This window comes from Streptomyces sp. NPDC002588, assembly GCF_040295925.1.
GTDB lineage: Bacteria > Actinomycetota > Actinomycetes > Streptomycetales > Streptomycetaceae > Streptomyces.
Genome location: NZ_JBEOWF010000069.1, coordinates 18,254 through 39,394, shown reverse-complemented (window position 1 = coordinate 39,394; position 21,141 = coordinate 18,254). Strand labels below are relative to the sequence as shown.

11 protein-coding genes are annotated in these 21,141 nt (G+C 71.5%); 7 read left to right on the top strand and 4 right to left on the bottom strand.

Going from position 1 to position 21,141, the window contains the following annotated elements:
• Positions 1-2 precede the first annotated feature (2 nt).
• Positions 3-2,756, top strand: a complete 2,754-nt coding sequence (locus ABT057_RS46075) for a bifunctional YncE/alkaline phosphatase family protein (RefSeq protein ID WP_352350810.1) — start codon at positions 3-5, stop codon at positions 2,754-2,756.
• A 65-nt stretch (positions 2,757-2,821) separates the two neighbouring features.
• Here the strand turns inward: ABT057_RS46075 and ABT057_RS46070 are convergent, their stop codons facing one another.
• The gene (locus ABT057_RS46070; RefSeq protein WP_352350808.1) at positions 2,822-3,295 is read right to left on the bottom strand and encodes a nuclear transport factor 2 family protein; all 474 of its coding nucleotides are present in this window, start codon (positions 3,293-3,295) and stop codon (positions 2,822-2,824) included.
• 49 nt (positions 3,296-3,344) lie between these two features.
• Entirely contained in the window at positions 3,345-4,229 is an 885-nt protein-coding gene (locus tag ABT057_RS46065) for an SDR family oxidoreductase (RefSeq protein ID WP_352350806.1), read from the bottom strand.
• Positions 4,230-4,537: 308 nt separating this feature from the next.
• Here ABT057_RS46065 and ABT057_RS46060 point away from each other — a divergent pair, with 308 nt between their 5' ends.
• The 5 genes from ABT057_RS46060 to ABT057_RS46040 all read left to right on the top strand — a co-directional run bounded on the left by ABT057_RS46060 (position 4,538) and on the right by ABT057_RS46040 (position 17,097).
• A complete protein-coding gene (locus tag ABT057_RS46060) occupies positions 4,538-5,089 on the top strand; it encodes an EF-hand domain-containing protein (RefSeq protein WP_352350804.1) in 552 nt (183 codons plus the stop codon).
• Between the two features lie 391 nt (positions 5,090-5,480).
• On the top strand, positions 5,481-6,317 hold the full coding sequence (gene chcA / locus ABT057_RS46055; RefSeq protein ID WP_352350802.1) for a 1-cyclohexenylcarbonyl-CoA reductase: 837 nt from the start codon (positions 5,481-5,483) through the stop codon (positions 6,315-6,317).
• A 149-nt stretch (positions 6,318-6,466) separates the two neighbouring features.
• Positions 6,467-13,660: a non-ribosomal peptide synthetase gene (locus ABT057_RS46050; protein ID WP_352350800.1), complete on the top strand. Its 7,194-nt coding sequence runs from the start codon at positions 6,467-6,469 to the stop codon at positions 13,658-13,660.
• A 4-nt stretch (positions 13,661-13,664) separates the two neighbouring features.
• On the top strand, positions 13,665-16,205 hold the full coding sequence (locus ABT057_RS46045; RefSeq protein ID WP_352350798.1) for an FAD-dependent monooxygenase: 2,541 nt from the start codon (positions 13,665-13,667) through the stop codon (positions 16,203-16,205).
• 64 nt (positions 16,206-16,269) lie between these two features.
• A complete protein-coding gene (locus ABT057_RS46040; protein ID WP_352350796.1) occupies positions 16,270-17,097 on the top strand; it encodes a methyltransferase domain-containing protein in 828 nt (275 codons plus the stop codon).
• Positions 17,098-17,171: 74 nt separating this feature from the next.
• Here ABT057_RS46040 and ABT057_RS46035 read toward each other — a convergent pair whose 3' ends face one another.
• Both ABT057_RS46035 and ABT057_RS46030 read right to left on the bottom strand, forming a co-directional pair.
• Positions 17,172-18,206, bottom strand: a complete 1,035-nt coding sequence (locus ABT057_RS46035) for a 3-oxoacyl-ACP synthase III family protein (protein WP_352350794.1) — start codon at positions 18,204-18,206, stop codon at positions 17,172-17,174.
• 178 nt (positions 18,207-18,384) lie between these two features.
• Positions 18,385-19,053, bottom strand: a complete 669-nt coding sequence (locus ABT057_RS46030; protein ID WP_352350792.1) for a hypothetical protein — start codon at positions 19,051-19,053, stop codon at positions 18,385-18,387.
• Between the two features lie 265 nt (positions 19,054-19,318).
• Between ABT057_RS46030 and ABT057_RS46025 the strand changes: the two genes are divergently transcribed.
• On the top strand, positions 19,319-21,139 hold the full coding sequence (locus ABT057_RS46025) for a glycoside hydrolase family 15 protein (RefSeq protein WP_352350790.1): 1,821 nt from the start codon (positions 19,319-19,321) through the stop codon (positions 21,137-21,139).
• The last annotated feature ends 2 nt before the right edge of the window (positions 21,140-21,141 follow it).

Below are 21,141 nucleotides of genomic sequence, written 5' to 3'. Positions count from 1 at the left end.
CCATGCAGGTAACACGGCAGCGCCGGGTCGACGGGAAAGAGCGGCCGGCCCTCTTCGGGAGACGCGTCGGCCGCCGGACCACGCTGGTGACGGCGGGCATCGCCGTCGCCCTCGGCGTCACCGGCACCGCGGTCGCCTCGACGTACCGGTTCGGCACCGAGCAGGTCGGCCAGACCACGGCGGACGGCCAGGTCATCTCCAGCGACCAGTACATCAAGCCGTACGGCGACCGCACCGTCATCGACGACGGCAAGATCATGTCGTCCTCGGTCAGCCCGGACGGCACCCACCTCGCGGCCGCGGTCGCCGACGGTGACGCGTCGCTGGTCATCATGGACCTGGCGACCGGGCAGGTGAAGCAGAAGGTCGGCACCTCCACGGCGGACGACCTGCGCATCAGCAGCGGCTCCGTCGGCCAGGAGAGCCCGGCGTACTCGCCCGACGGCAAGCAGCTGTGGCTGGGCCAGAGCGACGGCTACACCAGGTTCACCGTGAACCCGGACGGCACCCTCTCCAACCCGACGACCGTCTCGATACCGGCCGACGGCTCCCGGCACGCACTCGTGGGTGCGGCGGTGTTCTCGGCCGACGGCGCCACCGTGTACGCCGCGGTCAACGGCCAGAACCGGGTGGTCGCCATCGACGCGGCGACCGGGACCATCGAGCAGAGCTGGACCGTGGGCAACGCCCCACGTGGCGTCGCCCTGGTCGGCGACAAGCTCTACGTCAGCAACGAGGGCGGCCGTCCGGCCGAGGCCGGCGACACCACGATGAACTCCTACGGCACCCAGGTGCCGGCCGACCCGAAGACCGGTGCCACCACCAGCGGCACGGTCAGCGTCATCGACCTGGCGAACCCGTCCACCGCCGTCAGGAGCATCGACGTCGGTCTGCACCCGACCGCGGTGTACGCCGCGAAAGGCGCGGTGTTCGTCACCAACACCGCCGACAACAACGTGTCGGTCATCGACACCCGCAAGGACAAGGTCGTACAGACCATCGCCACCCAGCCGTGGCCGGAGGCGTCGGTCGGCTACGAGCCCGACGCGGTGACGCTCACCGACGACGGTCATCTGCTGGTGACGCTCGGCCGCGCCGACGCGGTCGCCGTCTACCGGTACAAGTCTGCGCAGGAGCCCGCCAGTTACGTCGGCCTGCTCCCGACGGACTACTTCCCCGCCGAGATCGCCAGCGCGGGCGGGAAGGTGGTCGTCTCCAACACCCGTGGTATCGACGCCCGCCGCCCCGACAGCGCCGGCCACGGCACCCACGACACGACGTCGAGCCTGACACGGTTCACCCTGCCGGACGACAGCGTCATCAGGGCCCAGACGGCCAAGGTCTTCCAGCAGAACGGCTGGACGGGCGGTTCGGTCACGACGGCCGGAGGCAACAGCCATGCCGGGCCGGTGCCGGTCCCGGCGCGGCTCGGCGCTCCCTCGACGATCAAGCACGTCTTCCTGCTCGTCAAGGAGAACCGGACCTACGACCAGGTCTTCGGCGACCTGCCGCAGGGCGACGGCGACTCGTCGCTCACGCAGTTCGGCGAGAACGTGACGCCCAACCAGCACGCCCTGGCCCGGCAGTTCGGGCTGTACGACAACTTCTACGACGTCGGCACGAACTCGGCCGAGGGCCACAACTGGCTGATGCAGGCCGACGATCCGGAGTACACCGAGTCCTCGGCCGGTGAGTACACGCGCAGTTACGACACCGAGGACGACGCTCTCGGCCACCAGAAGTCCGGCTTCATCTGGACCGGTGCGCAGGCGGCCGGCAAGTCCGTCAAGGACTTCGGCGAGTTCCAGTCGATCGAGAGCAAGCCGTCCGGTGCGACCTGGCAGAACCTGTACTGCGACGCCAAGAACATGGACGCGACGGGGCAGGGGACCGCCTACCCCATTCGGACCGGATCGGCGATCCCCTCGCTCAACAAGGTGGCGGTGCCCGGTTTCCCGCTGTTCGACCTCAGCGTTCCGGACGTCTACAAGTACCAGATCTGGAAGCAGGACTTCGAGAAGAACGGTCCGGCGAACCTGAACATGTTCTGGTTCTCCAACGACCACACCGGTGGTCCGGCGAGCCCGGCCGCCGAGGTCGCGGACAACGACCTCGCGGTCGGCAGGATGGTCGACGAGATCTCGCACAGCAAGTACTGGAAGGACTCGGCGATCTTCGTCGTCGAGGACGACTCCCAGGCCGGCCTCGACCACGTCGACGGCCACCGTGCCCCGGTCCAGATCATCAGCCCCTGGGCTCGGCACGGCAAGGTCGACAACCACTACTACTCGCAGATCACCATGATCCGCACCATCGAGCAGATCCTCGGGATCCACCCGATGAACCAGAAGGACAGCGCGGCCACCCCGATGTTCGGGGCGTTCACCGGGAAGCCGGACAACGCGCCGTTCACGGCAGTGGCCAACCGGACCTCGCTGACCGACGGCCTGAGCACCCAGCCCCCGTGCGGCGCGGACACCCCGGCGCCCCAGGACCCCGACGCGGCGCCCGCGCCGACGACGAAGAAGGTGCCGGCGGACAAGCAGCAGATCGCGGCGCAGTGGAAGACCTGGGAGTCGCACCAGCGGCTGACCGGCCCGGGTGCCGTGCCCGACTACGCGAACCCCGTCCAGATGAACCGCCTCACCTGGTACGAGACGCACAACTGGACCAAGCCGTACCCCGGCGACAGCAAGATCTACGCGCCGGACGACGTCCCGGGGGCCTACCTCCCGTCGCCGGAGTCCGACGGCTGACACACACCGGTCGCGGCGGACACCCCTGGCCGGCGGCCTCGCCGGCCGGGGCTCCCCCGTCGAGATCAGGACCTGTCGCGGATCGGGCGGTGGTCCACCGGTCGGGCCGTCGGCAGGAACTGCTTCCAGGCGAGCTCGCCACCGGCGGCCTCCATCACCAGCCAGGGATTCCAGAAGTCACGGTAGAGCGCGATCCGGCCCTGCTCGAAGCGCACCACCGACAGGTAGGTCTGCTGGTACCGGTTCCCGGTGGCGAGCAGAGTGCACTCGCCGGTGAAGGCCGCGATGACCAGACCGTCCTCACCCGCGCTGTAGAACTCGGGCTCGGAGAACTCGACCTTGAGCTGCTCACGGAACATCGTCATCTGGGCGAGCAGCGCCTCCCGGCCCTGCATCCGGGAAGGAACGCCCCAGGCCGGGTACGGGAATTCGAGGATGCCGTCCTCGGCGAAGAGGTCGGTCCACTCCTCGATCCTCGCCTCCGCGAGCAGGTCCAGGCTGTGCCTGAACAAGCCCTTCAGCTCCTGCGACCTGGTCATACCGGTGTTCCTCTCCCTGGGTCGTGGTGCCGCGTCGCGCGGACGGCGGTCAGCGGGCGGGGGCGAGGATGCCGGCGAAGATCCGGTCGATCGCCCGGTCGGGCAGCAGCCTGGCCGCCACACGGCTCGCGACCGCGTCCCGGCCGACGCCGTAGCGGGTCCTGGGCCGCTCGGCGACCAGCGCCCGGAAGACCACCCGGGCGACGTCGTCGGGGATCGTACGGCTGGTCCGGGCCCGGGTCCCGTTGGTCACCATGAACCGCGGGAACGTGCCGCGGTAGAACTCCTGGACCGGCTCCGGGGCGCTCTCCAGCGCCCGGCCGCCCGCGTCGGACATCTTGTCCCAGAGCGGGGTCAGGACGGCGCCCGGCTGGACCACCACGACGGGGATCCGCTGCGGGGCGAGCTCGCGGCGCAGCGAGTCACTGAGCGCCTCCTTGGCGAACTGGCTTGCGGCGTAGGCGCCGAGGTAGGGCAGTGCGATGTTCCCGAGGCCCGAGCTCACGTTGACGATCCGTCCGGTGCCGGCCCGCAGCAGCGGCAGGAACCCCTGGATCATCAGCAGTTGACCCGTCACGTTGACGTCCAGCTGCCGGCGCATGAGCTCGCCCGGCACACACTCCAGCGGAGCCGTGACGGCGATGCCCGCGTTGTTGACCAGCCCCCACAGCCCGGCCTCACCGGCCGACCCGGTGACCTCGTGCACGGCGGCCTGGACCGACTTCTCGTCCGTCACGTCGACGACCACGGGGGTCAGCCTTCCGGCGGCGGCCAGGCGCAGCCGCTCCCCGTCCTCGCGGCCGCGCACTCCGGCGAAGACATGGAAGCCCACCCGCGACAGATGGAGCGCGCAGGCCTCCCCGAGCCCCGAGGAGGCTCCGGTGATGACAACGGCCCGGCCCGCGGGTGAGATCGGCCCCGACGATTTCGACACGTGCTTCCTCCAGGATCAGGACATGGAGGCGAGTGCTCCGGGTTTGTCCGCTGATGACCGGTGTCGGCCGCGCCCCACAGTAGAGGGCGTCGACGGAAAGGCCGGGGATGAACTCGCACGGCGGCCAGGGCCGGCTTCACCCGGTCCGACCACGCCGGTTTCCGCCGTGTGCGCCACGCGGGTGAGGGCAGCGCGGCCGTAGAGGTGAAAGAAACAGGACCGGCCGCCACCGTCGGGTTGCGCTCCTCCACGACCGGCCAAGGATGGTTTGTCCGAAACCTTCCCCCTCCTCCTCCGAAGGACGCAGCATGGCCACTGCGGCACATGACGTCATCAGCACCAAGAACGAGCGTGCGTTCGAAACCATGGACGCCAACCACGACGGTTACGTGGACTGGTCGGACTACCAGAAGCTCGCCGACCGCTACCTCCAGGCATACAAGCTCGGCAAGGACGACCGCCGCGCCAGGGCACTCCAGGCCTTCTGCCAGATGTACTGGCTGGAGCTGCTGCGCCACGCGGGCGTCCCGGGAGACCGCCTCACGAAGGACCAGTTCGTCACGGCCAGCCGCCTCGCGAGCATCGACACCAGTCGGCTCAACGTGGCCGAGGGCACCGCGGACGTGATCTTCGACGTCATCGACGTCGACGGCGACAACCAGATCAGCAAGGCGGAGTTCTCCCGCTTCCTGAAGGACGTGTGGCGGGTCGACGCGCCCGACGCGATGGACATGTTCACCAGGCTCGACACGGACGGGGACGGCTCGATCTCGCGCCACGAGCTGACCCGTGCGCTGCGTGAGTACTTCCTCTCCAACGACGCGGAAGCACCGGGCAGCCTGTTCTTCGGGCACATCTGAGCGGCTCACACGAGCCGGCACCACGACCGCACCCCGTGCCCATCCGGTGGGCACGGGGTGCGGTCGTCCTCGCCCGTTCTGCCAGCCGGGTGACGCGAGGGCGCCCGAAGAGTGAAGTCGCGGTTCATCCGCACCGTCCGGGCCGCCCTGTTCGCGAGCTTGGATATGTTTGCCGCGCCCCCACCCCGCCGCCGGCCCAGAGGTGTGAGGGCGTCCCAGGCATATCGCAGAAGGCAGCTCGACGAGCCGTGAAAGGGCACCTCATGCTCACGCAGCACCCTCGCGCGTCCGGCGAAGTGAGGACCCTCCGCCACCCGCTCGACGTGGGCGGCGGCCGCGGAAGCACCGCGGCGCACCATGCCGTGCGGATCACCGGCGCCGGCGTCGGCGCATGCCGATGACCTGCGGCGGACACTTCCAGAACCAGGTGGCGCTGATCACCGGTGCCTCCCGCGGCATCGGCCGTGCGCTCGCCCGCACCCTCGGGCGCGGCGGGGCCACCGTGGTGGTGAACTACAAGAGGAACGCCGATCTGGCGGAGAAGACCGTGGCCGGCATCGAGGAGGCGGGCGGGCGCGGTCTCGCGGTCCGGGCGGACGTCGAGACGGTCGAGGGGGTGCGGAGTCTCTTCGCCACGGTGAAGACCGAGTTCGGCCGGCTGGACCACTTCGTCTCCAACGCCGCCGCGGGTGCCTTCAAGAACATTCTCGACCTGAAGCCCCATCACCTGGACCGCTCGTACGCCATGAACCTGCGGCCGTTCGTGCTCGGCGCGCAGCAGGCGGTGCCGCTGATGGATGCCGGAGGGCGGATCGTGGCCCTGTCGAGCTACGGCAGCATCCGGGCCTTTCCGACGTACGCGGCTCTCGGCTCCATGAAGGCCGCACTCGAATCCTGGGTGCGCTACATGGCGCTGGAGTTCGCCCCGTACTCGATCAACGTGAACGGGGTCAGCGGCGGCCTGATCGATTCCGACTCGTTGGAGTACTTCTACGGCGTGCCCGGGATGGCGGACATGGCCTCGGTGCTCGACCGCATCCCGAAGCGACGCCCGGGCACGGTCCAGGAGGTGGCCGACACGATCGCCTTCCTGCTCTCGCCCGGCGCCGAGTACATCACCGGCCAGACGGTAGTGGTGGACGGCGGACTGAGTGTGCTCGCCCCTCCGTTCTTCGCCGACACCTCGGCGCCGCTCAGCCTGCCCGAACGGCCGACGGGGGCGGACTAGGCCGTGGGCCGGGCAGACCTCGTCCCGATGGCACGGCCGTTCCCCGCGCACCCGGGAACCGGCCGGAAGGCGACGACCCCGCTGCCCTCCGTCTTCACCCTGCACCGGGAGATCCCCGTAAGGTTCGAAGGGAACCTCGACAAGTGGACATGAACGATCAAGCGTCGCACCAGCTGACGGCGTATCAGCGTGACCTGTGGTCCGTCGGCTCCCGGGCCCCGGAATCACCGCAGTTCAACGCCGTTCTCCACGAGCGTCTGCGGGGCGCCGTCGACCGCGACAGGCTCGTTTCCCGCGCGGAGGGCGTGCTGCACCGCCATGAGACGTTCCGGCTGCGCTTCGACGACAGCGCCGGCACTCCTTCGCAGTGGGTGACGCACGAGCCTGTCCGGGTCGCCGTGGTCGATCTTTCGCGCGAACCCGCGCCGGACGCGGCCTGCGCCGAGTGGATGCGTCGTTCGATGGCGAGCGCCCTGCCGCTCTCGCGCGGTTCCCTGGTCGAGGCCACGCTCCTTGTGGAGGGTCCGGACGTCACGCATCTGCACATCAAGGCCCACCACATCATCGCCGACGGCTGGACCCTCGACCGGCTCAGCCGCGAGATCGTCGAGGACTACGTCCACGCGCCGCAGGGCGTTCCGCAGGGGGCGGACCCTCGGCACTCCTCCTACCTGCCGTTCGTCGTGGAGGACGCCTCCTACCGCGCGGGCCCGGACGGCGACCGCGACCGCGCCTTCTACCGGGATTACCTCCTCGACGCGGCACCCTCGCTCTTCACCCGTGCGACGAGCGGGGGCGCGGGCGACCGCGGCCACTGTTCCCTCGTGATCGACAGCGCTCTCGTCGGCCGGATCCGCACCGCCGGCTTCTCGCCGTTCACGTACCTCGCCGCCGTGCTCGGTACGTACCTGACACGCCTGCACCGCAGCGAGGAGGTGGTCCTCGGGATCCCGTTCCTCAACCGGCCGGCCGAGCGCCACAAGGGCGTCCTCGGTGAGTTCGCCAACATCCTGCCGCTGCGGGTCGCGGCACCCGGCCGGCGGACCCTGCGGGAACTGCTCGCCCGGACCCAGGAGGCGACCCGGGCCCTCAGGCGGCATGAGCGGCTCTCGCTGGGCGACATCCTGCCCGCACTGCCCACGGCGGCCCAGGGCCCGCGGCAGCTCTTCGACGTGACGCTCTCCTACATGCACTGGCCCCCGCCGGACCGGATCCCCGGAGTCGAACGGCGGCGGTCCCTGATGGCCCTCTCCCACGACCGGGACGCGCTGAACGTTCTGGTGTCCGCCTTCGACGACACGGCCGACATCCACGTCGACCTGAACTACGCCCGCGACGTCTTCGACGAGGACCTGCCCATCGCATCGGTGGCCGGCCACCTCACGACCCTGCTGCGGCTGGGCCTGGACATGGCGGACCGGCCCCTGTCCGAGGTCCCGATGCTCACGCCGGCCGAACACGAGGACCTGACCGCCGGACGGGCCGTCGGCCCGGAGGTGCCCGTCGCGGACGAGGCCACCCTGCACGGCCTGTTCGAGGCCCAGGCCGCCCGCCGGCCGGACCGGACCGCCGTCAGCGGGGCGGCCGGGGAGACGCTGACCTACGCCGAACTCGACGAGCGGTCCAACCGTGTCGCGCGGGCCCTGCGGGCGGAGGGCGTCGGCCCGGACGACCGGGTCGCGGTGATGATGGAGCGGGGGCCGCAGCTGCCGGTCGCGCTCCTCGGCACTCTGAAGTCCGGCGGCGCCTACGTACCGGTGGACCCCGGCTACCCCGCCGAGCGGGTCCGCCACCTGCTGCGCGACAGCCGTGCCAAGGTGGTGATCGTCGATGACGGCGCGCCCGCCGGCCCGCCCGGGGACGCGCGCGTGCGGCGCGTCGGTGAACTGCTCAGCGGCAGCGGCGCCCCGGTCGAGCCGCTCGCCACCTCCCGTGACCTCGCCTATGTCATCTACACCTCCGGCTCCACCGGGCAGCCCAAGGGCGTCATGGTCGAGCACCGCAGCGTGGTCAACCGCCTCGCGTGGATGCAGCGTCGCTACCCGCTCGGCGAACGGGACGTCCTCCTGCAGAAGACGCCCGTCTCCTTCGACGTCTCGGTGTGGGAGCTGTTCTGGTGGGCCGTCGAGGGCGCGGCCGTGGCCCTGCTGCCGCCCGGGAGCCACCGGGACCCGCGCGAGGTCCTGCGGGCGATCCGCGAACACCGGGTCACCGCCGTGCACTTCGTCCCCTCGATGCTCGGCCCGTTCCTCGACCTGCTGGAGGAATCGGCCGCCTCACGCGAGGCCGTCCGGACCCTGCGGCACGTCTTCTGCAGTGGCGAGGCCCTGCCCGCCGACCGGGCCGAGCAGTTCAACCGCCTGGCCGAGCGGTGCCGTCGCGAGGGCGGCGCCGAGCACCCGGTACGGCTGGTGAATCTGTACGGCCCCACCGAGGCGACGGTCGACGTCTCGTTCCACGACTGCCCGGGCGACCCCGCCCACGGCATCGCGCGGGTGCCCATCGGCCGGCCGATCGACAACACCAGGCTGTACGTGCTGGGCGCCGACGACCTGCCGCAACCCGTGGGGGCCGTCGGCGAACTGTGCATCGGCGGAGCCGGTGTCGCCCGAGGCTATCTCGACCGCCCGGAGCTGACCGCCGAGAAGTTCGGCGCCGACCCGTTCGTGCCGGGCGGCCGCCTCTACCGCAGCGGGGACCTGGCCCGGTGGCTCGCGGACGGCACCCTGGAGTACGTCGGGCGGATCGACGGCCAGGTCAAGATCCGCGGCAACCGCGTCGAACCCGACGAGGTGGCAGCCGCCCTGCGCGCGGTGCCCGGCGTACGGGATGCCGTCGTGGTCGGCGACACCACCTCCGACCGGGGAACGGTCCTGGCCGGCTACTACGTCGCCGAGACCCCGATCGACACGGTACTGCTGCGCGAACGGCTCGGGCGCACGCTGCCGGCGTTCATGGTCCCGGCGTCCTTCACCCGCATCGACGGCATTCCGCTGACCCCCGCAGGCAAGGCCGACCGGCACGCGCTGCCGGCACCGCGCCACGCCCCGGAAACCACCGGGGGCGGGCGGCCGCGCAACCGTACCGAGGCCGTCCTGGCCGAGGTCTGGGCCGGTGTCCTGGGCCATGCGGCCGTGGGGGTCCACGACGACTACTTCGCCCTCGGGGGCGACTCGATCCTGATGCTCAGGGTGCGCGCCGAGGCGGAGGCCCGGGGTCTGCGCTTCTCGCTCACCGACCTCCTGAGGAACCCGACGGTGGCCGGCCTGGCCGCGCACGCCGAGGACTGCGACGCACGCGGGACAGCGGCCGTCCCGGCCCCGTTCGCCCTTGTGGCCGATGTCGACCGGGCCCGCCTGCGGGACGCCGAAGACGCCTTCCCGCTGACCCGGCTCCAGCTCGGCCTGATCTACCACAGCCGCCGGCACGAAACCTCGGCGAGGTACCGGGACGTCTTCCGCTACACCCTTCACATGCCCTGGAACGAGGAGGAGTTCCGCCGCTCCTTCGACCGGCTGACGGAACGGCACCCGGCGCTGCGCTCGGCCTTCGACCTGGCCGGCGCCGAACCTCTGCAGGTCGTCCGTCCCCGGGTGCACGGCGGCCTGGAGATCGCCGACCTGCGTGGCCTCGACAGCGCGGCGGCCGAGGCCGCGGTGCGCGCACACATCGAGGAACGCCGCCGCCACCCCTACGTGTTCGACCGGGCGCCGCTGTACCTGTTCCGCGCGCATGTGCGGCCCTCCACCGTCGACCTCGTCCTCGGCTTCCACCACGCGCTCCTCGACGGCGGCAGCGTCGCCACCCTGCTCCGGGAACTGCTCCAGGACTACGCCCACGGCCTCGGCCTGGAGACCGGCCCCGTCGACGGCACCGCGCCTCCCTCACCGGCGGCCCACGTACGGCTGGAGCAGACCGCCCTGCGTTCGCGGGAGGCCCGGCAGTACTGGCGGGAGAAGCTGACCGGCTGCGAGCCCCTGCCGGTCGAGGCGTTCTCCCCCCACCTGCCCGGTGCCGGCCACCAGCCGGCCTCCCGGCGCGTCGACCTGCCCGGCGCCCTCGTCGCGCAGGTGCGGCACTTCGCGGCCGAACACGCCCTTCCGGTGAAATCCGTACTCCTCGCGGCGCACGGCCTGACACTGGCCGTGCTCGCCGGCACCCGTGACGTGACCACGGGCCTGATCACCCACGGCCGGCCCGAACTGGCCGGGGCGGAGCGCAGCGCCGGACTCTTTCTGAACACCGTTCCCGTGCGCCTGGACACCGCACGGGACAGCTGGCTGGACGTGGCGCGCGAGAGCTTCCGGCAGGAACGGGAAGGCCACCCCCACCGCCGCTACCCGCTGAGCGCCATCCAGGAGGACCACGGCGGGCCCGTCCTGGACACCGCCTTCAACTACGTGCACTTCCACCAGCTTTCCCACGTGCTCGGCCTGCCCGGTCTGCGGCTCACGGAGTTCCGCACCTGGGAGGAGAACGACTTCCGGCTGCTGGTGAACGCGGTCACCGAACCGGACGGCACCGGCATGTGGCTGCGCGTCGACTGCGACGGCGCGACGTTCTCCGCCGAGCAGGGCGATCTCTTCGCCGCCCGCTACCTGGGCATCCTGCGCCGCATGGTGGAACAGCCGTACAGCCCACCGGACTTCGCCTTCCTCGCCCCCCGGCCGGTCCTCGCCTCCCCCGCGGAGCACCCCACGGTCGTGGCGCGCTTCGCCGAACAGGCCGCGCGCACCCCGGACGCGACCGCCCTGGTCATGGGCGAGGAGCGGTGGAGCTACGCCCGGCTGGCCGAGGCCGTGGACAACGTGGCCTGGCGGCTGGGCGCGCTCGGCGCCCCGGCCGGCGCCCGGATCGGGATCGCGATGGACCGGTCCCCGCTGACCATCGCCGTGCTCCTGGGCGTCATGCGGGCCGGGTGCGCGGTCGTCCCGATGGACGTCGGCTACCCGGCCCCCCGGCTGGCCGCGATGCTGGAGCAGGCCCGGCCCTTTCGCGTCGTGGCTCAGGCCCCGTACGCCCACCTCGCCGGTGACCCGGCGCTGCTGCTGCCCGCCGAGTCGGTGACCGGGCCGGCGCCGGCCTGCCGGGCGCGGGGCGGGACGGACGCCGCGAGCACCGCGTACGTCCTGTTCACCTCGGGCTCCACCGGGACCCCCAAGGGCGTCGCCATGCCGCACCGCACCCTGGCCGGCCTGGTGGCCTGGCAGGCCGGGGCGGCCAGTACGGCCGCGGGCGGTGTGACCCTGCAGTACGCACCGCTCAGCTTCGACATCTCCTTCCAGGAGATCTTCTGCACGCTGTGCTCCGGCGGCACGCTGTGTCTGGCGGGCGACGCCGAGCGGCGCGACATGCCCGCACTGCTGGGTCTGCTGGACCGCGAGCGTGTCGAGCAGGTCTTCCTCCCCCCGGTGGCGCTCCAGCAACTGGCCGAAGCCGCCGGCACGCTGGGCGTCACCCCACGGGCCCTGCGGATTCTGATCATCTGCGGCGAGCAGCTGCGCGTCACCCCCGAGATCCGCGCGCTGTGCGCAGCACTCCCGGGAGTCGTGCTGGAGAACCAGTACGGCCCGACCGAGACACACGTGGTCACCGCGTTCACCATGACCGGGGACCCGGCGGCCTTCCCCGCGCTGCCGCCGATCGGCGCCGCCATCGACGGGGCCGAGGTGCACGTCCTGGACGAGCGGCTGCGACCGGTTCCGGCCGGGGCGCGCGGCGACATCTACCTGGGCGGGGCCTGCCTGGCGGACGGCTACGAGGGCCGGCCGGACCTGACCAAGGAGCGTTTCCTCCCGCATCCCTTCGCGGACGGAGACCGCAGGCTCTACTACACGGGCGACCTCGGCATGGTGCTTCCCGGCGGAGATGTCGTCTTCCTCGGACGCGACGACGCCCAGGTCAAGGTGCGGGGCTTCCGCGTGGAGCCGGCCGAGGTGGAACTGGCCGTCACCGGCCTGGCGGAGCGGTGCCCGGGCCTGCGGGACGCCGCGGTCGTGGCGCGCCGGCGTGAGGACGGCGAGGTCTTCCTCGCCGCGTTCCTCCTCGGCGAGGGCACGGCCGAGGACCTGGCCGGCATCCGTGAGCGGTTGCGCGCCACCCTGCCCGACCACCTGGTGCCCTCGCATCTGCAATGGGTCTCCCGGTGGCCGCTGACCCCCAGCGGCAAGCGCGACGACGCCGCACTGCGCCGCGCCCCGCTGACCGCCCCCGGCCGCGCCCCCGATTCCGGGCCGCGCGACGCGTACGAGCGGGCGCTGACCGAGATGCTGGCCGACGTGCTGGCCCTGGACGCGGTGGGGGTGCACGACAGTCTCTTCGATCTCGGCGGCACCTCCCTGACCGCGATGCGGCTGGTCCTGCGGATCGAACAGCGCTACCGGGTGCACATCCCCCTGGCGGAGTTCATCGCGACACCCACCTGCGCCGGACTCGCGGCGCGGCTGCGCGACGGCGGGGCGAGAGCCGCGTTCGACGCCGTGGTGCCGATCCGCCCGCGGGGCACCCGCCCGCCGCTGTTCATGGTCCACCCGATGGGCGGCAACGTGCTGTGCTACGTCGGTTTCGCCCGGCACCTCCCGGACGACCAGCCGCTGTACGCGCTCCAGGCCGCCGGAGCCGAACCGGGCTCCACACCGCTGCGCAGTGTGGAGGACCTCGCGGACAGCTATCTCACCGCGCTGCGGACGGTGCAGCCGCACGGCCCGTACACCATCGGCGGATGGTCCTTCGGCGGCCTCGTCGCCTTCGAGATCGCGCGTCGCCTGCGGGCTGCGGGCGAGCGGGTGGCCCGCCTGCTGGTGCTGGACACCATCGCCCTGGGCCAGGGGCCGTGCGCCCCGTACGACGACGAGGCCCTGCTGGGGTGGTTCTTCCAGGAACTGCTCTGGCTGAGGGACGGCGGCGAGTCGCCCGCACCGATCATCCCCGCCGGACTGGGCTCGCCGGAGGAGAAGTTCGCGTTCATGGCCCGCGTCGCGAGCGAGCGGGGCGTCCTGCCGGCCGGCGGCTCCCGGTCCCTCATCCGCCGTCTGTTCGGCGTCTACCGGGCGAACTGGCTGGCGACGCTGGCCTATCGGCCGCCACGCGAGGACCAGGACCTCACGCTGATCCGCGCCGCGGAGCCGCTGCCCGCCGTCCTGTCCGCCATGCACCGCACCGCCGGAAGCCGCCATCAGGACCCCTGCAACGGCTGGAGCGCCATGACCAGCGGCCGGATTCAGCTCGTCCGCGTCCCCGGCGACCACCTGACGATCATGGAGGAACCGTACGTGGCGCATGTGGGCGCAACCGTCGCGGATCTGATCAGGACCGACTTCGCCCGAACCGGCCGGGAGAACTGACACCATGCCATCGGGACGGCCCGCGAAGGCCCTTGTCATCGGCGCCGGTATCGGCGGTCTGACCTGTGCGGTCGCGCTGAGACGCGTCGGCATCGACGTCGAGGTGTACGAGCGTGCCACCGAGCTGCGCGCCGCGGGCTCCGCTCTGTCGGTCATGAGCAACGCCGTCACGGCCCTGGCCACCTTGGGCATCGACCTCGGCCTGGACAAGCGCGGCCGGGCCGTGGAGTCGTTCACGGTGATGGACCGGCGCGGGCGGCGGATCAGGGACCTGCCGTTCAAGGACGCCTGCGACCGGGCGGGCGCGCCCACCTTCTGCCTGAGCCGCGCGGACCTCCAGGACGCCCTGCTGGCGGAGGCCGCGGACTGCCCGGTCAGCCTGGGGTCGACCGCCGTCGGCTTCGAGACCACAGGCGCGGGCGTCACCGTCCGCTTCGCGGACGGCCGTTCGGCGAGCGCGGACATCGTGATCGGCGCCGACGGCTTCAACTCCGCCGTACGGCGCCACCTCGTCGGCCCCGAGGCGGCACGGGACAGCGGCTATCTCTTCCGGCTCGGTATCGTCCCCTTCCGGCATCCGCGGGCCACGACGGGCGGCGTGCTCCACTACTGGGGCAGCGGACAGCGTTTCGGCCTCGTGGACATCGGCCACGGCCGCTGGTACTGGTGGGCGGCCATGAGCACGCCCGTCGACACGCCCGCCCCGGACCGCGTCAAGGACACCCTCAGGCGGGCCTACGCGGGCTGGGCCGAGGAGGTGCGGGCGGTGATCGAGGCCACGCCGCAGACGGACATCCTCACCGTGCCCTCCCGTGACCGGGCGTTCCTGGAGCGATGGGGCGACGGCCCCGTCACCCTGCTCGGCGATGCCGCCCACCCCATGCTGACCACGCTCGCCCAGGGGGCGGCCATGGCCATCGAGGACGCCGTCGTCCTGGCGCACACGCTCGCCGGGCCCGCAAGGGGCGACGACCTGGTGCGGGCGTTGCGCGCCTACGAAGAGCGGCGCCGCGACCGCACCAGGGCGATGGTGGCGGAGTCCCGCGCGATGAGCGACCTGGAGCAGGCGGCCGACCTCCGCCGGCGACTGGTCCGGGACGGCTACTTCCGGCTGGTGCCCCGCCACGTCCTCGCCCGGCGGACGACGCGGGCCCTCACTTTCCCGGACGGCCCGGCCGCCGCGTCCGGCGAGGTCCGGCGCGAGCTCAGCCCGGTGGAGCGCCTGTACTGGATCGTCGACCAGACCTCCCCCCTCAACGTCATCGCCCGGGCCCGCGTCCACGGACACCTGCCCCTGTCGCTGCACCGCCGTGCCCTGGACGCCCTCCAGGTCCGGCACCCCCTGCTGCGCGTCGCGATCGCCGACGACGGCACCGGGGCGCACCCCGCCTTCACACCGCTCGACGGGCGGCAGATCCCGCTTCGGCACGTCGACGTGCCGCCGGACGATCCCGCGGCCGACACCCGATGGGAGCGCGAGGTCGACGACCGCGAGCTCGCGGAGGGCGTCGACTGGCGCACCGGGCCGTTGCTGCGCGCGGTGGTGATCACCTCGGGAGGGACGGGCGGGGAGGCCGAAGGGAACGTCCACGACCTGCTGCTGACGGCACCGCACACCATCACCGACGGCAGGACGTGCCTGTCCCTGCTCCGGGAGTGGATCGAACTCGCCGCCCAACTGGACGGTGGCGCACCGCACTTGGCCACGTCGCGACGGGCACTGCCCTCGACGGAGGACCTGCTCCCGCGTCGCCACCGCGGCGCGGCAGGTGTCGCGGGGCTCAGGGCCATGATGCTGCGGGACCGGCGGGCGGCCGGGAGGCACCCCGCGCAGCGGCTCGTCCCCAGCCGCCAGGTCCCGTTCGGGCAGCGGCGCACCCGGATGGTGCACAGGTTCCTCACCGCCGACCAGTTGGATCTGCTGGTGCGGGCGGCCAAGCGGCACGGCACCACGGTCCACGGAGCCCTGGCCGCCGCGATGGTGACGGCGGTCGCCCGGGACGCGGGAACCCAGGCCGCCGCACACTTCTCGATCGGCTCGCCGGTCGACTTCCGCGGTGACCTCGAGCCGGCCGTCTCCCCCGACGAGGTCGGCACCTTTGTGGCCACTGTCGCCTCCCGCGTCCGTTACGAGCCGGGGAAGCCGCTGTGGCCCATGGCCCGGGCGATCAGCCAGGACCTGGTGCGACGCCGGACGCGCCAGGAACACCTGGCCACGATCAGCCTGCCGCGCTGGGCCGGACTCAGGTCGCCGGCCGACGGCGAGTCATTCATGCGGTTCATGGACGAGAAGGGGCCGGTCAACCTGTGCCTGTCCAACGTCGGCCGCTACGAGTTCCCCGACCGGGCGGGCTCGTGGCAGGTCCGCGACGCCCAGTTCGTCGCGGGCATCTCGGTGATGGGCGCCATCGTGGCGACAGCCACCACCACTCATGGCGGACTCGCCTGGAACTTCAGCCACGTCGAGGACCTGATCCCGGCGCCGCGCGCACGGCGCATCGCCGACGACTCCGTTCGCACCGTGCTGTCCGCCCTCTCCGAGTGAGTCCCCGCGCTGCCCTCGGACCCGAACCCGCTGGACACCCCCTCTTCGAAAGGTCCACGCCGTCATGACCGCTGCTCCGATCCAGACACTGACGCGGCGCCGTGTCCTGCCCGTCGGCGAGAACGGCTCTCTCTGGAAGGCCCGTCCCTCGTGCGGGGTCTTCGAGTTCCGCGGCAGGCGTCTGCGGCTCACGGTGGAGGACCCCGCCGAGGTCCTGTTCCCGACCGACTGCGGGCTGAGCCTGATCGCCGCGCTGTCCGGTGACCGCGCTCCTGACCTGAAGGGCGTCAACGCCCTGGACATCGGGGCCGGTTCGGGTCTCTACAGCGTCGCCCTGCTCGCGGCCGGCGCCGAGCGGGTGACCGCTCTGGACATCAACCCCGCCTTCGCCGCCCAGACCGCGGCGAACGTGGTGGCCAACGGTCTCGATGCCTCGCGGCTGACCTGTGTCACCTCGCCGCTGGAGGAGTACACACCGGACGAGATGTTCGACCTGGTGATCACCAATCCGCCGCACCTGCCCCACGACCCGAGTTACGCGAGGGAAGACGGCCTGGAAACCGCTCTCGTCGCCCGAAGGGGCGGCCGCGCGGTGTACGACTCCGTCGTCGAGCAGATGGACACGCTCCTCGCGCCGGGCGGCACCCTGCTCATGGCGCACTCCTCGCTCGCCGACATTCCCCGGACCGTCGCGGAACTCACCGCGCGTGGTTATGAGGGCGACACCCTCGAGATCTTCGAGATGGACATTCCGCTTCTGGCGTACGCCGAGCACAAGGACACCATGCTGGGCCTCCTGAAAGAACAGCGGGCAACCGGCCGGGCGGAATTCGACGGGGCGCGCTTCACGGTGCACGCCCTGATGTTCCGGCGCCCCGCTGAACGCCGCTGACGGAGACGACCGGTGTGTCCGGGGCGCCGGCCTCCAGGCCGACGGTATTCAGCCGGAACTCGTCACCGGCCCGCTCACCGGCGTCCGCCCGGCGCCCCGGAGGGCCACTGGAGCAGCATCCGGCCCCAGGACATCCCCGCGCCGAAGGTGATCATCAGGATGGTGTCCCCGGGCCGGATCCTGCCGTCCCGCACCGCCACATCGAGCCCGATCGGAATGGACGCGGCGGCCGTGTTGCCCAAATGGTCCCCGGTGATGACGAGTTGCTCAGGCTCGAAGCCCGCCGCACGGGCGACCTCCTCGACGAGTCGCGGATTGGCCTGATGGCTGATCACATGGTCGATCTCACCCAGGGTGATGCCGCGTTCCTTCACGGCGTCGGCGACCAGATCCGGGAACTTCTCCCTGACCAGGGCGGCGATGTCCCGGCCGGCCATCCTGAGATAGTGGTCGTCGGGCGCGGGCATCACCGGCGGCACGGGGATCCTGGGGCCGCCGCTGACGTAGTGCGCGAGCCGGCCGTCCGTGCCGAGTTCCGCGCTGAAGATCCCCTCGCCCTCCGGTACCCGGCCGAGCACCACGGCCCCGGCCCCGTCGCCGAACAGCGGATACGTCCGGCGGTCGGCCGGATTCATGTAGCGCGAATACGTGTCGCTCGCGGCGACCAGCACATATTTCCGGTGCGGATTCGCGGCCAGCAGGCCGCGGCCGATCTCGCAGGCGACGAGGAAACCCGCGCACGACGCGTTCACATCGAATGCCGCCGCACCGTGGGCCCCGATCGCGCCCTGCAACCGGACGCCGACGCCCGGCACCGGCCGGTCCGCGGTGGATGTCGCGAGCACCACCGCGCCGAGCTCCGAGGGCGACACCCCGGCTGCTTCGAGTGCCGCCGTGGCCGCGTCGATCGCGAAGTCCAGGCTCGTCTCGTCCTGGGTGGCGAAGCGCCGTTCCAACACACCGATCCGCTCGGTGATCCAGCTGTGCTCCACACCGATCAGACCGGCGACCTCGCTGCTGGGCACACGCCTTTCCGGCAGGGACGAGCCGGTTCCGAGAATGCCCACTTCGGCGCGCCCAGCAGGTCCAGGTGAGCTGTACCCAGCCATGCAAACTCCATGTGAGGGAAAGCGGGGGGGGAGGCTTCCTGCTCCTACGGATATTCGCTCGCGAGCCTTTTTCGGATGCCCCTGATGTCGTTATGCCGGGGACTTTACGGTCTCGTGGGTGACTTCACGCTTCAGGTCGACTGGCGTGGCGTGGAAAAGCAGCGGATCACCACGCCAGTCAGGACGCGGCGGCAGATGCGGGCCTCGGGCGGAAACTCGCCACGAGAATGTGCAGGCTGACGGCGAGGGCCCACGCGGGGAACACGAGCTCGGACCAGGCGACGCTGCGCGAGACGAAGAGCAGCGTCAGAGCGACGAGATAGCCGAGGAGGGCGAGCCAGCGCGGCAGGACTCCGAGCCGCTGCCCGATGGTGGAGGTCGTGAGCGTGAACACCGCGGCCATGCGCATCGCGTAGGTCGTCAGGAGGCTGTAGGTGACGTGACGGCCGAATGACCACACTTGCAGCCTGGATCCGGCCCCGGACGCGTCGGCCGTGACCAGTAGGCCGCCGGCCGCCGCCGAGGCCCCGAAAAGGGTCGCCACGAACAGCAGCCCGCTGCCCAGGAAGACCATGGCGAAGAACTGGTCCTCGGCCGCTCCGATGCGTGCGCGCACAGCGCCCATGAACCAGAGGAAGAAGATGCCCGCGAAGGGGATGAGGTCGAGCGCCGTCTGTACGGTACGCCGACGCGAGGCGTCGGTGACCCAGCTGTTGCCCATGTAGTCGGGCTCGTCCGGTAGCGCCACGCGGACCATGACGATGGCCGTGGCGAGCAGCAGGGCGAAGGCGATTCCCACCAGTCCCGCGGCTCGTGGAGTGCGCAGCGCCTGAAGCCTCGTCTCCATGGGCGGTCTTTCGCCTTCTCTCCCAGCGCGGGCGGCGGGGTCCGCCCCACGCGTCACGGACCGGACGGGACGCTGCGACCTCGCGCGGACGCCCAGGTGGCACTGAGACCAGCAAGCACCGGAACACGTCGACGTGCCACTGGGGCCGTCCACGCGGGTGACGCGCGCGGAGCACGGTGAGTCGGGCCTGTTCCGACGTGGCAAGGGCCATCCGAGTGACGGATAGTGGACCATGAGGGATCATTTCCGACATTTCGGAGCCGCTATGGACCGCTACCCTCCCATCGCCGAGCACGGCCTGGTGGGCGACCTGCAGACCGCCGCGCTCGTCTCGTCGCAGGGAGTCGTCGACTGGTTCGCGGCTCCCCGGTTCGACTCGCCCAGCGTCTTCGCCGCCCTGCTCGACCACGACGGCGGCGGGTACCTGCGGCTGGCCCCCGAGCACCCGGACCAGACCTGCAAGCAGCTCTACTACCCCGACACCGCCATTCTGGTGACCCGGTTCATGTCACCGGACGGCGTGGGCGAGGTGATCGACTTCATGCCCCCGGACCGGACCCGCACCGCCACCGACCGTCACACCCTCATACGCGTCGTGCGTGCCGTGCGGGGGACCGTCGGCTTCACGCTCGAGTGCCGGCCACGCTTCGACTACGGCCGATCCGGGCACCGGCTGGAAATCGGCGAGAAGACCGGCCTGTTCCGGTCCCCGGGGATGGACGCGCACCTGCAGACCTCGTTCCCGCTGGAGCGCGACGGTCAGGACGCGCGCGGCCGGGTGACCCTGAGCGCCGGCGAGTACGGCGGCGCCGTGTTCACGGTCTGCGCGTCCGGCGGCGAGGCACCCGCACCCCTCACCGTCGCCGGGCTCACCGCACAGGTCGAGGACACCGGCCACTTCTGGCAGGACTGGCTGCACCAGTCCCGGTACCGGGGCCGCTGGCCCGAGCTGGTGCACCGTTCGGTCATCACCCTCAAGCTCCTCACCTACGCCCCCACCGGCGCCCTCGTCGCGGCGGCGACCATGGGCCTGCCCGAGCAGGTCGGTGGGGAGCGCAACTGGGACTACCGGTTCACCTGGGTACGCGACGGCGCGCTGTCCGTGCGGGCCATGCTGGACCTGGGCTTCGTCGAGGAGGCCACCGCCTTCGTCCACTGGCTCGTGGACAGACTGCACGAGCGTGAGGGCAAGGAGGAGGAGCCGCTCCAGACGATGTACCGGATCGACGGCAACCCCGATCTGCCGGAGGAGACGCTCGAACACTTCGAGGGCTACCGCGGCTCCTACCCCGTCCGCATCGGCAACGGCGCCGCCGACCAGCTCCAGCTGGACATCTACGGCGAGGCCCTCTACGCGCTGTCCCAGGGCCGCGAGATCGGGCCGCAGGCCACCTACCGGGGATGGAAGGCGTTGGCCAGGACGCTGGACTGGCTGGCCGACACCTGGGACCGGCCGGACGAGGGCATCTGGGAGACCCGCGGCGGCCGCCAGGACTTCACCTACAGCCGGGTGATGTCCTGGGTCGCCTTCGACCAGGGGCTGAGTCTGGCCGAGCAGTTCCGCAGGCCCGCCGACGTGGAGAAGTGGCGCAGCGCCAGGGACGCCATCCTCGAGCAGGTCATGGAACGCGGCTGGAGCGAGCGGGAGGGCGCCTTCGTCCAGCACTACGACGGCGACGTCCTGGACGCTTCCCTGCTTGTCATGCCGAGGGTCCAGTTCGTCGCCCCGAGGGACCCGGCCTGGCTCGCCACCCTTGACGCGATGGACCGCAAGCTCGTCTCCGACAGCCTCGTCTACCGCTACGACCCTGCGGCGTCACCCGACGGGCTGCGCGGCTCGGAGGGCACCTTCAGTCTGTGCACCTTCCTCTACGTCGACGCGCTGGCCCGGGCGGGGCGGCTGTCCCAGGCCCGCTACACCTTCGAGAAGATGCAGACCTACGCCAACCACGTCGGGCTCTTCGCCGAGGAGGTCGGCCCGACCGGGGAGCAACTGGGCAACTTCCCCCAGGCGTTCACCCATCTGTCGCTCATCATGGCGGCCACCACCCTCGACAAGGCGCTCGACGCGGAGCAGGGGCGCTGACC

What these genes read in the sequence shown, in the direction of transcription:
- ABT057_RS46075 (WP_352350810.1), top strand. Translation starts at nt 3, where the DNA reads ATGCAGGTAACACGGCAGCGCCGGGTCGACGGGAAAGAGCGGCCGGCC.
- ABT057_RS46070 (WP_352350808.1), bottom strand. Translation starts at nt 3,295, where the DNA reads ATGACCAGGTCGCAGGAGCTGAAGGGCTTGTTCAGGCACAGCCTGGAC.
- ABT057_RS46060 (WP_352350804.1), top strand. Translation starts at nt 4,538, where the DNA reads ATGGCCACTGCGGCACATGACGTCATCAGCACCAAGAACGAGCGTGCG.
- chcA (WP_352350802.1), top strand. Translation starts at nt 5,481, where the DNA reads ATGCCGATGACCTGCGGCGGACACTTCCAGAACCAGGTGGCGCTGATC.
- ABT057_RS46050 (WP_352350800.1), top strand. Translation starts at nt 6,467, where the DNA reads ATGAACGATCAAGCGTCGCACCAGCTGACGGCGTATCAGCGTGACCTG.
- ABT057_RS46045 (WP_352350798.1), top strand. Translation starts at nt 13,665, where the DNA reads ATGCCATCGGGACGGCCCGCGAAGGCCCTTGTCATCGGCGCCGGTATC.
- ABT057_RS46040 (WP_352350796.1), top strand. Translation starts at nt 16,270, where the DNA reads ATGACCGCTGCTCCGATCCAGACACTGACGCGGCGCCGTGTCCTGCCC.
- ABT057_RS46035 (WP_352350794.1), bottom strand. Translation starts at nt 18,206, where the DNA reads ATGGCTGGGTACAGCTCACCTGGACCTGCTGGGCGCGCCGAAGTGGGC.
- ABT057_RS46030 (WP_352350792.1), bottom strand. Translation starts at nt 19,053, where the DNA reads ATGGAGACGAGGCTTCAGGCGCTGCGCACTCCACGAGCCGCGGGACTG.
- ABT057_RS46025 (WP_352350790.1), top strand. Translation starts at nt 19,319, where the DNA reads ATGGACCGCTACCCTCCCATCGCCGAGCACGGCCTGGTGGGCGACCTG.